Origin of the sequence: Pseudomonas capeferrum, from assembly GCF_013523055.1 — a bacterium.
Lineage (GTDB): Bacteria > Pseudomonadota > Gammaproteobacteria > Pseudomonadales > Pseudomonadaceae > Aquipseudomonas > Aquipseudomonas capeferrum_A.
Genome location: NZ_JAAMQM010000018.1, coordinates 73,217 through 85,929 on the forward strand (window position 1 = coordinate 73,217; position 12,713 = coordinate 85,929).

Annotated in this window: 13 protein-coding genes; 5 read left to right on the top strand and 8 right to left on the bottom strand. The window is 62.2% G+C overall.

The genetic code is table 11. The annotated features are described in order from the left end of the window. Position 1 precedes the first annotated feature (1 nt). The 5 genes from G7009_RS20080 to G7009_RS20100 form a co-directional block, all read right to left on the bottom strand. The gene (locus tag G7009_RS20080) at positions 2–736 is read right to left on the bottom strand and encodes a hypothetical protein (protein ID WP_181131839.1); all 735 of its coding nucleotides are present in this window, start codon (positions 734–736) and stop codon (positions 2–4) included. A gap of 57 nt (positions 737–793) precedes the next feature. Continuing rightward, entirely contained in the window at positions 794–1,174 is a 381-nt protein-coding gene (locus tag G7009_RS20085) for a RidA family protein (RefSeq protein WP_181131840.1), read from the bottom strand. 24 nt (positions 1,175–1,198) lie between these two features. Continuing rightward, a complete protein-coding gene (spoT, locus tag G7009_RS20090) occupies positions 1,199–3,307 on the bottom strand; it encodes a bifunctional GTP diphosphokinase/guanosine-3',5'-bis pyrophosphate 3'-pyrophosphohydrolase (RefSeq protein ID WP_181131841.1) in 2,109 nt (702 codons plus the stop codon). Between the two features lie 59 nt (positions 3,308–3,366). Further along, positions 3,367–3,630, bottom strand: a complete 264-nt coding sequence (gene rpoZ / locus G7009_RS20095; protein ID WP_181131842.1) for a DNA-directed RNA polymerase subunit omega — start codon at positions 3,628–3,630, stop codon at positions 3,367–3,369. A 187-nt stretch (positions 3,631–3,817) separates the two neighbouring features. Next, positions 3,818–4,693 (bottom strand): LysR family transcriptional regulator, encoded by an 876-nt coding sequence (locus G7009_RS20100; protein WP_181131843.1) that lies wholly within the window; start codon positions 4,691–4,693, stop codon positions 3,818–3,820. 202 nt (positions 4,694–4,895) lie between these two features. Here G7009_RS20100 and G7009_RS20105 point away from each other — a divergent pair, with 202 nt between their 5' ends. From G7009_RS20105 to G7009_RS20115, 3 genes are all read left to right on the top strand, one after another. After that, the gene (locus G7009_RS20105; RefSeq protein WP_181131844.1) at positions 4,896–6,278 is read left to right on the top strand and encodes a glutamine synthetase family protein; all 1,383 of its coding nucleotides are present in this window, start codon (positions 4,896–4,898) and stop codon (positions 6,276–6,278) included. 3 nt (positions 6,279–6,281) lie between these two features. Next, on the top strand, positions 6,282–7,055 hold the full coding sequence (locus tag G7009_RS20110) for a gamma-glutamyl-gamma-aminobutyrate hydrolase family protein (protein ID WP_181131845.1): 774 nt from the start codon (positions 6,282–6,284) through the stop codon (positions 7,053–7,055). Positions 7,056–7,165: 110 nt separating this feature from the next. Next, complete coding sequence (locus G7009_RS20115) at positions 7,166–8,713, top strand: APC family permease (RefSeq protein ID WP_181131846.1); 1,548 nt, start codon at positions 7,166–7,168, stop codon at positions 8,711–8,713. A gap of 291 nt (positions 8,714–9,004) precedes the next feature. Here G7009_RS20115 and gmk read toward each other — a convergent pair whose 3' ends face one another. Together gmk and G7009_RS20125 are read right to left on the bottom strand one after the other, a co-directional pair. Next, positions 9,005–9,661 carry a guanylate kinase gene (gmk, locus tag G7009_RS20120; RefSeq protein WP_181131847.1) on the bottom strand — a complete coding sequence of 219 codons (657 nt, stop codon included), beginning with the start codon at positions 9,659–9,661 and terminating at the stop codon, positions 9,005–9,007. A 13-nt stretch (positions 9,662–9,674) separates the two neighbouring features. Next, complete coding sequence (locus G7009_RS20125; protein WP_181131848.1) at positions 9,675–10,538, bottom strand: YicC/YloC family endoribonuclease; 864 nt, start codon at positions 10,536–10,538, stop codon at positions 9,675–9,677. A gap of 221 nt (positions 10,539–10,759) precedes the next feature. Between G7009_RS20125 and rph the strand changes: the two genes are divergently transcribed. Next, positions 10,760–11,482, top strand: coding sequence for a ribonuclease PH (gene rph / locus G7009_RS20130; RefSeq protein ID WP_181131849.1), 723 nt, complete (start codon positions 10,760–10,762; stop codon positions 11,480–11,482). A gap of 16 nt (positions 11,483–11,498) precedes the next feature. Further along, positions 11,499–11,867, top strand: coding sequence for a DUF4870 domain-containing protein (locus tag G7009_RS20135; protein ID WP_181131850.1), 369 nt, complete (start codon positions 11,499–11,501; stop codon positions 11,865–11,867). Between the two features lie 54 nt (positions 11,868–11,921). Here the strand turns inward: G7009_RS20135 and G7009_RS20140 are convergent, their stop codons facing one another. After that, positions 11,922–12,701 (bottom strand): exodeoxyribonuclease III, encoded by a 780-nt coding sequence (locus G7009_RS20140; RefSeq protein WP_181131851.1) that lies wholly within the window; start codon positions 12,699–12,701, stop codon positions 11,922–11,924. Between the last annotated feature and the right edge of the window lie 12 nt (positions 12,702–12,713).

Genomic DNA, 12,713 nt, shown 5'->3' on the forward strand with positions numbered 1-12,713 from the left:
GTCAGTCGCGTTGCAGCAGCCACTGGCGTGGACCTGGCGCCAGTTGCGGCATCTCGTCCGGCAGCGCACCGTTGCGCGCCTGCAGGATCTCCAGGGTGTCGCCATCGCGCTTGAAGATCCATGGTCCGCCACGCTGGTCACGCTCCAGCCACAGGCTATCGTGCTCGCCACTGATCGAAGTGCAGTCGCCAGCCAGGCACAGGGCGAAGCGGTCCAGTTGGGGCAGGCCATCCACGGTGCCGTTATCACGGAAGTGGGCAACGCCGCCTTTGCCTGGGCCTTCGACTATCTTCCAGTTGCCACCCAGGTAGGCCCTGTACAGTGCCTTCTCGAAGCTGGTGCCGATAGGAGCGTCGGCTGGCGCGGGATCCTGCGCCTTGTCGAAGACCTGTTCCTGTCCCGAAGTACCGGGGGCCTGCACCAGCTCATCACCGTCGAGTTCGAGCTGTTCCGCCTGGCCGCCGTCGAATGTCACTTGCCATTGATCATCCTTGGCAGTCAGTTGGCCTTCGGCAGCCTCGAAGCCGTTGCTGTAACTGGCCCGCTGGCCTGTCGTATCGATCTTCCATTCGAATACCGGGCCTTTGCTGGCCAGCGCCTGGCGCAGGCTCTTGCTGCCGACGGCGGCATCGATGGCGTCCTGGTTGATCCAGGTGCCGTTGTAGTCTTCAGGTTTATGGCTGGCGCAACCACCCAGGAACAGGGCTGCCAGCGCGAGAGGCAATGCTCGACGCATGGAGGGGACCTTCGTGAGGGAGAGGGGCGGCACGCACGGGGCCTGCCGCCGGAGGGATTACTCGATGACCAGGATGGCATCCATTTCGACCTGCGCGCCCTTGGGCAGAGCGGCGACACCGATCGCGGCGCGAGCAGGGTAAGGCTGTTCGAAGTAACGGCCCATGACCTCATTGACCGTGGCGAAGTGGCTCAGGTCGGTGAGGAAGATGTTCAGCTTGACGATATCCTTGAACGAGCCACCGGCGGCCTCGGCAACGGACTTGAGGTTCTCGAAGACCTGCACGGTCTGGGCTTCGAAGCCTTCGACCAGTTCCATGGTCTTGGGGTCCAGCGGAATCTGGCCCGACATGTAGACGGTGTTGCCTGCTTTGATCGCCTGAGAGTAGGTGCCGATGGCGGCTGGGGCCTTGTCGCTGGTGATGACAGTCTTGGTCATGTTGACTCCTTACGGTTGACGAAGCTACGCACGTGTACGGGTGATCCGGACCACACCGGTCAGGGTACGAAGCTTCTTGATCACGCGGGCCAGGTGGACGCGATCGCGTACGCTGACCACCAGCTGGACCACGCTGATGCGGCCGTCGCGTTCGTCCATGCTGATCTTCTCGATATTGCCGTCGGCGGCGTTGACGCTGCTGGCCAACAGGGCAATCAGGCCACGCTGGTGCTCCAGCTCGACGCGCAATTCGACATTGAATTCGCCAGTGACATCCTTGGCCCACGAGAGCTGCAGGCATTTCTCGGGGTTATGGCGGATTTCACTGATGTTACGGCAGTCTTCCAGGTGCACGACCATGCCCTTGCCCGCCGACAGGTGGCCGACGATCGGGTCGCCCGGAATGGGCGTGCAGCACTTGGCATAGCTGAGGACCAGGCCCTCGGTACCACGAATAGCAAGCGGGCCTTCCGGCGCGGGCAGGTGCTCGCCTTCCGCTGACAGCAGGCGGCGCGCCACCACGTAGGCCATGCGATTGCCCAGACCGATGTCTTCGAGCAGGTCTTCGATCAGCTCCAGGCGGTACTCGCTCAGAATGGCCTGTATCCGTTCCTGGGGGATCTTGTCCAGACTGCTTTCGAAGCCGGTCAGCACCTTGTTCAACAGGCGTTCGCCCAGGCTGACGGATTCGGATCGGCGTTGCTGCTTGAGGGCATGACGAATGTGCGTGCGGGCCTTGCCGGAAACCACGAAGTTGAGCCAGGCCGGGTTCGGACGAGCGCCAGGGGCACTGACGATCTCCACGGTCGAGCCACTCTGCAAGGGCTCGGACAGGGGCGCCAGGCGCCGGTTGATACGGCAAGCGATGCAGCTGTTGCCGACGTCGGTATGCACCGCATAGGCAAAGTCTACTGCCGTGGAGCCTTTTGGCAGCTCCATGATCCGACCCTTCGGCGTGAAGACATACACCTCATCGGGGAAGAGGTCGATCTTCACGCTCTCGATGAATTCAAGCGAGTTCCCGGCGCGCTGCTGCAGCTCGAGGATACCCTTGACCCACTGACGGGCACGCGCGTGGTTGCCCTTGGGCTGCTCATCGTCATTGGACTTGTACAGCCAATGGGCCGCGATGCCATTGTTGGCCATCTCTTCCATCTCGCGGGTGCGGACCTGGATTTCGATGGGCACGCCGTGCATGCCGAACAAGGTGGTATGCAGCGACTGGTAGCCGTTTGCCTTGGGGATCGCGATGTAGTCCTTGAAGCGGCCGGGCAAGGGCTTGTACAGGTTATGCACGGCGCCAAGCACGCGGTAGCAGGTGTCTACCTTGTCCACGACGATGCGGAAGGCATACACATCCATGATCTCGTTGAAGGCGCGGCGCTTGCCGCGCATCTTCTTGTAGATGCCGTAGAGGTGCTTCTGGCGCCCGCTGACCTCGCCCTCGATACCATCCATGGCCAGGCAATTGGCCAGGGACTGTTCGATCTTGTTGACGATTTCCTTGCGGTTGCCGCGCGCGCGCTTCACTGCCTGGAAGATACGCGCCGAGCGCATCGGATGCATGGCCTTGAAGCCCAGGTCTTCGAACTCCACGCGCACATTGTGCATGCCCAGGCGGTTGGCGATGGGCGCGTAGATTTCCAGGGTTTCCTTGGCAATACGCCGGCGTTTCTCGCCGGACAGCACTTCGAGCGTGCGCATGTTGTGCAGGCGGTCGGCCAGCTTGACCAGGATCACGCGGATATCGCGGGCCATGGCCATGGCCATCTTCTGGAAGTTTTCGGCCTGAGCCTCGGCCTTGGTCTCGAAGTTCATCTGGGTCAGCTTGCTGACCCCATCGACCAGTTCGGCAACGGTTTCGCCAAATTGCTGGCTGAGCGCTTCCTTGGCGATGCCGGTATCTTCGATCACGTCGTGCAGCATGGCGGCCATGAGGCTCTGGTGATCCATGTGCATGTCGGCGAGGATGCTCGCCACCGCGAGCGGGTGGGTCACATAGGGTTCGCCGCTACGGCGACGCTGGCCGTCGTGCGCCTGCTCGGCATAGAAATAGGCTCGGCGGACCAGGTTGACCTGTTCCGTGCCGAGATAGGTCGACAAACGTTCGGCGAGGGCGTCTATGCTCGGCATCGGATTACCTCCTGCCGAGGAATGGGGCCATGCGCCGTCCCACGTCGACCAGGCATGTCTCAGACAGCCTCGTTGGACTCGTCCTCGAACGCGGCAAACACCGGATCCTCGGTGACGATCTCTTCAGCGGCCAGGAACTCGGAGGTAATGATGCCTTCGGCGATCTCGCGCAGAGCGACGACGGTAGGCTTGTCATTTTCCCACGCTACACGCGGCTCCTTGCCACCGGTGGCCAGCTGACGGGCACGCTTGGTCGAGAGCATGACCAGCTCAAAGCGGTTATCCACGTGTTCTAGGCAATCTTCAACGGTTACGCGGGCCATGGTCTTCCTCGTAGCAAATGCATTATGCGCCCTGCCCAGGATGGGCGGGGGACTCGACAGTTTAAAAAATCACCAGCCAATAGGGAAGGACTGATTTCGGTTCGGCCGACGGAGCGAGCCCGCGATACGGGATCGTAAAGCCTGACGATACCGGGTCCGAGGGTATGCGCACAACAACCGTGATGCCCTAGCGCAACATGGCATCGCGCAAACGCGGGGTCAGCTCTTCGAACAGTGTCTGTACCGAACGCAAGGCGCGGCAGTCCGGTCTGGTCAACAGCCAGAGCTGGGTGTTGCAGCCGGGCAGCGGGCCGCTCAACGCTTCGACGCCTGGCAGGGTATGGACCATGTAGTCGGCCAGCGCAGCCACGCCCATGCCTGTGCTGACCAGCTGGGCGATGGTGGACATCCCGCTGCAGTGGTAGCGCGGGACAAGGCCGGGATACTGCTGGTTGCGCCAGATTACCGTGGGGTGGTCCTGCATGGCATCGTCGGGGGCTATCCAGGGCACGCTGGTTGCCGATTCGGCGAGGCGTTCGGCAAACCCGGGATGCCCGCAGACCACGTAGGAGGTCGAACCAAGACAGCGTCCCACCAGATGCTCCGGTGGGGTGTTGGTCAGCCGCAGGGCAATGTCGGCATCGCGACGGCTGAGGTTGGCAAAGGAGTTGGACGTCCCCAGTTCCAGGGAAAGCGCTGGATAGTTCGGCATGAAGGTCGCCAGCGCCGGCAGCAGCAGGCTATGCAGCACGGCCTCGGTGCACGTGACCCGAACCGTGCCGCTGACCACCTGCTCGCCGCTGGTCAGCGCCACCCGGGCCGCGTCCAGCGCATGCTCGGCGCGCTCGGCCTGCTCGGCCAGTGCCTGTGCGGTGTCGGTGGGCAGGTAGCCTTTGCGACTCTTCACAAACAACGCAGTGCCCAGCGCCGACTCCAGGCGGCGAATCGAACGAAACACCGTGGATACATCGACCTTGAGCAGTTCCGCCGCCTTGGCCAAGGATCGGCCGCGCTCCAGGGCGAGGATCAGGGTGAGGTCGGCATGATTGATCTGATATTGCATGGGTGCATGCTCTGCTTGCCGAAATGCCAATGTCTGTTGCGTGGATGCCATTTTATAGTGGAACGGCAGCCGGTAATCAATGACCTGTTGCCACCCCCTGCGATGGGAGCGTGACAAGAACAATAGCAACGACCCTCGACCCTTCGGGCGCAAGCCTTGCCTGCCACATTGCCGCTCCATTGAAATCAAAGGATGTACTGTCATGACGTCGGTATCCCCGTGCGCCAGTTCCTCGAGCGAAATGAATGATTTCCTGCTGGCCAACCCGGAGACGCAATACGTCGATCTGCTGATTTCCGACATGAACGGGGTCGTGCGGGGCAAGCGAATCGAGCGCGCGAGCTTGCACAAGGTCTATGAACGGGGTATCAACTTGCCGGCATCCCTGTTCGCGCTCGACATCAATGGCGCGACGGTCGAAAGCACCGGCCTGGGCCTGGATATCGGCGATGCGGACCGCATCTGCTTTCCGATCCCCGGCACGCTAGCGAACGAGCCGTGGCAGAAACGTCCGACAGCCCAGTTGCTGATGACCATGCATGAAGTGGACGGGACGCCGTTCTTCGCCGACCCGCGCGAGGTCCTGCGCCAGGTAGTCGAGAAGTTCGATGCGCTCGGGCTGCAGATCTGCGCCGCCTTCGAGCTGGAGTTCTACCTGATCGACCAGGACAACCTCAATGGCCGTCCGCAGCCGCCGCGTTCGCCGATCTCCGGCAAGCGCCCGCATTCGACCCAGGTCTACCTGATCGACGACCTCGACGAATATGCCGAGTGCCTGCAAGACATGCTCGAGGCAGCCACGGAGCAGGGCCTGCCCGCCGACGCCATCGTCAAGGAGAGCGCGCCGGCGCAGTTCGAGGTCAACCTCCATCACGTCGCCGATCCTTTCAAGGCCTGCGATTACGCGATTCTGCTCAAGCGCCTGATCAAGAACATCGCCTACGACCATGAAATGGACTCCACCTTCATGGCCAAGCCCTATCCTGGCCAGGCGGGCAACGGGCTGCATGTGCATATCTCGCTGCTGGACAAGAAGACCGGCCTGAACATCTTCGCCAGCGACGACCCCTTGCAGAGCGATGCCTTGCGGCATGCGGTCGGCGGCGTCCTCGAAACCCTGCCGGCATCGATGGCTTTTCTTTGCCCGAACATCAATTCCTATCGTCGCTTCGGAGCCCAGTTCTATGTGCCCAATGCCCCGAGCTGGGGCCTGGACAACCGCACGGTGGCCGTGCGCGTACCGACCGACAGCAGTGACGCCGTGCGCATCGAGCACCGTGTCGCGGGTGCCGACGCCAATCCTTACCTCATGCTGGCGGCCATTCTTTCAGGCATCCATCACGGGCTGACCCAGCGTATCGAACCTTGCGCTCCGATCGAAGGCAACTCCTACGAGCAACTGGAGCAAAGCCTGCCCAACAACTTGCGCGATGCGCTACGGGCGTTGGATGACAGCGAGGTACTCAACCGCTACATCAGCCCGGAATACATCGATGTCTTCGTAGCGTGCAAGGAAAGCGAGATGGCCGAGTTCGAAGTCTCCATCTCCGATCTCGAATACAACTGGTATCTGCATACGGTGTAAGCCATGACCACGAATGCGCCACCCTTGATCGGCGTCAGCGCCTGTCGCCAGCAAGTGGGCAGAAACCCATCGCACACGGTGGGCGACAAATATGTCGAGGCGGCCGCCTTCGCGGGCACGCCATTGATCCTTCCTGCTCGGGACATGCCTGGCGACGCGCAGGCACTGCTGGCAACGCTGGACGGTATTCTTTTCACCGGCTCGCCTTCAAATGTCGAGCCGCATCATTACAATGGCGCCCCCAGCCTGGAAGGCACCCGGCATGATCCGGCGCGCGACCGGCTGACGTTGCCGTTGCTGCAGGCCGCCATCAAGGCGGGTGTACCAGTGTTCTGCATCTGTCGTGGGTTTCAGGAGTTGAACGTGGCGCTGGGCGGAACCTTGCACCAGCGCGTGCACGAATTGCCCGGTTTTCTTGACCACCGCGAGCCCCAGGAAGCCTCGCTGGAGGTGCAGTACAGCCCTCGGCATGCGGTCGATACTGCGCCTGGAGGGTTGTTCGACCGCCTGGGCCTGGCGACTCGTTTCGAGGTCAACTCGCTGCACAGCCAAGGCATCGACCGCCTGGCGCCGGGCCTGCGTGTCGAAGCGCGCGCCCCGGATGGGCTGATAGAGGCGGTTTCCATGGCTGACGCACCCGGTTTCGTGCTTGGGGTGCAGTGGCATCCGGAGTGGCGCTTCGCTGAAAACCCGGTTTCGTTGCGTCTGTTCGAGGCGTTTCGCGAGGCTTGCACCGCCCGCGCCGAGGAGGTGGGGATGCGACGCACGAACGCCTGAAATTGTTCAAGGGTCTGGGAAGACTCTGCTGTGCACCAAGCTTTCAATGAGTGAAGGCTGCTTCCCTCGGGAAGACCTGAAAACAATACCAATATCGATGGCAAATACTCATGAGCGAATACACTGAAGCAGGACGCCCACCCGACGCGGCCGCAAAAGCAGACGGTTCCGGCAAGGCAGTCGGCAAAGGCCTGGCCAAGGGCCGCCTGGGGCTGCTGGCCAGCGTGGTGCTGGGTATCTCCACCATCGCGCCGGTCTATACCCTGACCGGCGCGCTCGGTCCGACGGTGCGCGAGGTCGGGGCTCACTTGCCAGCCGTGTTCATCGTAGGTTTCCTGCCGATGTTGCTGGTGGCCCTCGGGTACCGTGAGCTGAACGCGGCGGAGCCGGACAGCGGCACCTCCTTTACCTGGTCGGCCCGCGCCTTCGGCCCGATGATAGGCTGGATCGGCGGTTGGGGGCTGGTGACTGCCACGACCATCGTTCTCTCCAACCTGGCCGGTGTCGCGGTCGATTTCTTCTATCTCTTCCTCGGGCAGATCACCGGCAGCCACGAGGTGGCTGCGCTCAGCGACAACCTGCTGGTCAATATCACCACCTGTTGCGTATTCATTGGCCTGGCGGTGTGGATCTGCTGTCGCGGCATGGGTACGACCATGACCGTGCAATACGGGTTGGTAGCCTTGCAGCTGCTGGTCCTGATCGGTTTCGCCTTCGCCGCGTTCGGTGAAACCACGGCTCCGCCGCCCTTGCAGTTCGACTTCGAATGGTTCAATCCCTTCGGCGTGGAGTCGTTCTCCGCCTTCGCCGCCGGGCTGTCGCTCTCGATCTTCATTTTCTGGGGATGGGATGTCTGCCTCACGGTCAGCGAGGAATCGGTCGGAAGCGACGAAGTACCGGGCAAGGCGGCGACCTGGACGGTATTGTTGATCCTCGGGCTGTACCTGCTCACGGCGATCGCCACACTGCAGTTTGCCGGTGTCAGCGACGTGGGCCTCGGCCTGGGCAACCCGCGTATCCAGGAGAATGTCTTCGCTCACCTGGCGGGTCCGGTCATGGGGCCGCTGGCGATCCTGATGTCTATCGCGGTTCTGGCCAGCACCGCGGCCTCGCTGCAGTCGACCTTCATGTCGCCGGCCCGCACCCTGCTTGCCATGGGCTACTACGGCGCGGTCCCGCAGCGCTTCGCCAACATCTGTCCGCGTTCGCAGACCCCACGCTATGCCACCATCTGCGCTGGTGTGGCCGCCGGCCTGTTCTACGTGACCATGCGCACGCTCAGCGAAAACGTGCTGGCCGACACCATCACGGCCTTGGGCATGATGATCTGCTTCTACTATTCGCTGACCGCCTATGCCTGCGTCTGGTATTTCCGTCGCAGCCTGTTCGGCAGCCTGCGTCACTTCCTGATGCGTGGCCTGTGCCCGTTGCTGGGTGGCGCCATCCTCTCGGTGATCTTCATTCGCACCGCGATCGACAGCGCCTCGCCGGACTTCGGCAGCGGCTCGCATGTAGGTGGTCTGGGGCTGGTGTTCGTGATCGCGATGATCATCTCGCTGCTGGGTATCCTGCTGATGGTGCTGTCACGTTGGCGCGCCCCGGCGTACTTCCTCGGCGCGACCCTGCGCCAGCAAGCCGCGCTGCCGCTTCAGTCATAAAAAAAGCGCCTCGCGGCTAATGCTGATCAGTTGAAAAGTCATCAAATTTTGTTGGTTGGAGTTCTTGTCTGGCTTCCGAATTTTTCAGTGACGCTGCTGGCCTATCGCGGGACAAGCCCGCTCCCCACCGGGACGCGCCATAGCAAGGACGCACCCTCCGGTGGTGAGCGGGCTTGTCCCGCGATAGGCCAGCAGCGTCACTGAAGATTCCAGAAGCCGAAGGCTAAGAGCCGGCACTTGAACCGACTGCTTTCCCTTGACCGACCGGCATTACGCCTCGCGGCGCGTTGTTCAGGCAAGCAGCTGTTTGAGCAACGTGCCGTTGCGTTGCTGTTGCGGTTCGAGCCTGAGCCGCTCGGCGCGCGCGACCGCCGTCGGGTCATTGTCTCGATTGGCCTGGAAGATGGCCTTGAGGTCTTCAAGCGCGGTGCCGAACTCGTCATTGATGATGACGTAGTCGTATTCGTCGTAATGCACCATCTCGCTGACCGCCTCCCTCATCCGCCCTTCGATGATCTCGTCGCTGTCCTGCCCACGCCCGTCCAGACGGTGACGCAGAGCTTGTTGGCTCGGTGGCAGAATGAAGATCGACAGGGCTTCAGGCATCAGCCTGCGCACCTGCTGGGCACCCTGCCAGTCGATCTCGAGGATCAGGTCCAGGCCCTGGGCCAAGGTCTGCTGCAAGGCACTGCGCGAGGTACCGTAGAAATTGCCAAAGACTTCGGCATGCTCCAGGAAATCGCCCTGTTCGATCAGGGAGTGGAAGTCGGCGTGCTCGACGAAGTGGTAGTTCACTCCATGCTGCTCACCCTCGCGCTTGGCGCGGGTGGTGTGGGAGACCGAGACGCGGATGGCCGGGTCGGCTTGGGTCAGTGCCGTGACCAGGCTGGTCTTGCCGGCACCCGAAGGTGCCGAGACGATGTAGAGGGTGCCGCTGTCGTGTTTCATGGTAGGGGTGGCCTTACTCGATATTCTGTACTTGTTCACGCATCTGTTCGATCAGCACCTTGAGGTTGACTGCCGCTTGCGTACTGCGTGGGTCGAAGGCCTTGGAGCCCAGGGTGTTGGCTTCGCGATTGAGTTCCTGCATCAGGAAGTCCAGGCGCCGTCCGGCAGCCCCGCCGGACTTGAGCACGCGACGCACTTCGGTGACGTGGGTGCTGAGCCGATCGAGCTCTTCGGCGACGTCGCTCTTCTGCGCCAGCAGGACCATTTCCTGCTCCAGGCGCTGCGGGTCGAGCTCGGCCTGCATGTCGTGGAAGCGGTCCAGGACCTTCTGCCGCTGGGTGGCGAGCATCTGCGGCACCAGCGTGCGCAGGGTGGCGACTTCGCCGGACATGCTGTCCAGGCGCTCGTTGATCAGCCGCGCAAGCTCGGCACCTTCGCGATTGCGACCGGCCTTGAGTTCCCGCAGGGCTTCCTCGAAGAGTGACATGGCTTCGGCGTTCAGGGCTTGCGGGTCGCTGGCATCGGCTACCAGCACTCCGGGCCAGGCAAGCACCTCCAGGGGATTGAGTGGCGCCGGCTGCTTGATCAGGCTGGCCACGGTTTCGGCGGCGGCAACCAGCTGCGCGGCGCGTTCGCGGTCGACCTGCAGCGGCTTGCCGGTGCTGTCCTCGTTGAGCCGCAAGGTGCATTCGATCTTGCCTCGCGACACGCCCTGGCGCAGGCCCTCGCGCACGGCGCCCTCGAGATCGCGTAGCGCCTCTGGCAGGCGCAGGTGCGGCTCGAGATAGCGGTGGTTCACCGAACGCAGCTCCCAGACCAGGGTGCCTTGGCTACCGGCGCGCTCGACACGAGCAAAAGCGGTCATGCTGTGCACCATGGGGAGTACCTCGCGATTAAGGGAAAGAAAGAGCCTTCGGGCTGCAAGGCGCAGGATTGTAACGCAGTGCGGCTTCGGCGCCCAATCCGGCCGTGCCATGAATCCGCCAAGGCCTTGCGCGAAAGTCGACGGGTGGCGCGCCTGCGACGATAGGCATGTCTTCACCGGGCGTGGAGCTCTATAATGCTCGTCAGATTCGAATTCCGGTACAGGTATCCCAGATGAAACGTCCAAGTGGTCGCGCTGCCGATCAACTCCGTTCGATCCGCATCACCCGCAACTACACCAAGCATGCCGAAGGTTCGGTACTGGTCGAGTTCGGCGACACCAAGGTCGTCTGCACGGTCAGCGTCGAAAATGGCGTACCTCGTTTCCTCAAAGGCCAGGGTCAAGGCTGGCTGACGGCCGAGTACGGCATGCTGCCGCGCTCCACCGGCGAGCGTAACCAGCGCGAGGCCAGCCGCGGCAAGCAGGGTGGCCGCACCCTGGAGATCCAGCGCCTGATCGGTCGTTCGCTGCGCGCGGCCTTGGACATGAGCAAGCTGGGTGACATCACCTTGTACGTCGACTGCGACGTGATCCAGGCCGATGGCGGCACCCGTACCGCTTCGATCACCGGCGCCATGGTTGCCCTGGTCGATGCGCTGCGCATGGTCAAGAAGCGCGGCGGCCTCAAGGGCGGTGATCCGCTCAAGCACATGATTGCCGCGGTCTCGGTGGGCATGTACCAAGGCGAAGCGGTACTGGATCTGGACTACCTCGAAGACTCGGCCGCCGAGACCGACCTGAACGTGGTCATGACCAGCTCGGGTGGTTTCATCGAAGTGCAGGGCACCGCCGAAGGCGCGCCGTTCCAGCCCGAAGAGCTCAACGCCATGCTGGCGCTGGCGCAGAAAGGCATGACCGACTTGTTCGAGCTGCAAAAGGCCGCATTGGCAGACTGACTAAGAGGCAGGACATATGAGCGACCCGATCATTCCGGTACCGCCGCCCACTGCCGAAGTCCGGCAGTGGGCGATGTTCTGCCACTTGTCCGCATTCCTTGGGCTGCTCATACCCTTTGGCAGCCTGATAGGCCCACTCGTCATGTGGATCTGGAAGCGCGAACTCGATCCGTTCGTCGATGCTCAGGGCAAGGAAGCGCTGAATTTCCAGATCAGCGTGACCATCGCCGCGTTCATCTGCTTCCTGCTGGCATTCGTGCTGGTGGGGATGGTGCTGTTCGGCATCCTGATGGTCGCGGTGCTGGTCCTGATCATCATCGCCGGCGTCAAGGCCAACGAAGGGCAGGCCTATCGCTATCCGCTGATCTGGCGCCCGATCAAGTAGACGACAGACATGAAAAAGCCGACGCGAAGTCGGCTTTTTCATGTCTGTCCATCCTCAGATGGTCAGTGTCCAGTCGTAGTCCACGATCAGTGGCGCGTGCTGGGAGAACCGCGGCTGACGAGGCAGGCGCGCGCTGCGCACGAAACGGCGCAGGCCCGGCGTCAGCACCTGATAGTCGAAGCGATATCCCAGGTTGAGCATTTCGGCCTGCTCGTTGTCCGGCCACCAGCTGTACTGGTCACCTTCACGGCTGACTTCGCGCAGGGCATCGACATAACCCATGTCGCCGATGATGGTATCCATCCAGGCACGCTCGGGCGGCAGGAAGCCTGGCGACTGCTGGCTGTCGCGCCAGTTCTTGATGTCCAGCTTCTGCTGCGCCACGTAGAGCGAGCCGCAATAGATATATTCACGACGCTTGCGCCGCTGCTTGTCCAGGTACTTGGCGAAATCGTCCATCAACTTGAATTTCTGATTCAAGTCTTCGTCGCCGTTCATTCCGGAAGGCAGCAGCAGGCTGGCGATGCTTACCTTGTCGAAATCGGCCTGCAGGTAACGCCCGTAGCGGTCGGCTGTCTCGAAGCCCAGGCCTGTGATGACTGCCTTGGGCTGCATCCGCGAATACAGAGCCACGCCACCTTGGGCAGGCACCTCCGCGTCGCAGGCATAAAGGAAGTAGCCATCGAGTTGAAAAGCTGGGTCGTCGAGTTCAAAGGCCGAGGCGCGGGTATCCTGAAGGCAGATGACGTCGGCATTCTGGGCTTGCAACCAGCTGAGCAATCCGCGCTCGGCCGCAGCCTGAATACCATTAACGTTCACACTGATGATCCGCATAAATGGCCCCAA